We start from the raw sequence: 387 nt of genomic DNA, 5'->3' as shown, positions 1-387 counted from the left end.
GAAATTAGCGCTGTGGAACCACCCGATCCCATCCCGAACTCGGAAGTGAAACGCAGCTGCGCCGATGGTAGTGTGGCTCAAGCCATGCGAGAGTAGGTCATCGCCAGGGTTTATACCCAAAAACCCCGTTGCTCACGCAACGGGGTTTTCCTTTTTATGTAAGCACATGATTTTCATGCACTTACACAGACAACTTCAAGAAGAACCTCAAGTTCATCAAACAAGTTGTTGACAGATTCGAAAAGCCTGACATAATAGGCGGCTCGCAACGACGAAAGCCTCTCGGGGCAAACGACGAAGCGGCATCGGCAACAACGTTTCGCTTCGGTGAAACGGCCTTGAAAAAAGGTGTTGACGAAGCAGATAAGCCGGTCTACAATGGGCGGC

General features: G+C 50.6%; 1 protein-coding gene and 1 rRNA gene. One reads left to right on the top strand and one right to left on the bottom strand.

Annotated features, from left to right (window positions below):
* Nucleotides 1-109, top strand: a 5S ribosomal RNA gene (rrf, locus tag AC1DCJ_RS20325); the annotation flags it as partial.
* Between the two features lie 64 nt (nt 110-173).
* Here the strand turns inward: rrf and AC1DCJ_RS20320 are convergent.
* On the bottom strand, nt 174-387 hold a 214-nt coding region (locus AC1DCJ_RS20320; RefSeq protein ID WP_478071797.1), incomplete at its 5' end, for a hypothetical protein.

The organism is Stenotrophomonas sp. 10N36 (assembly GCF_056395005.1).
Note: the sequence above shows the minus strand (reverse complement) of the source record. Positions and strands in the feature narration are given on the sequence as shown.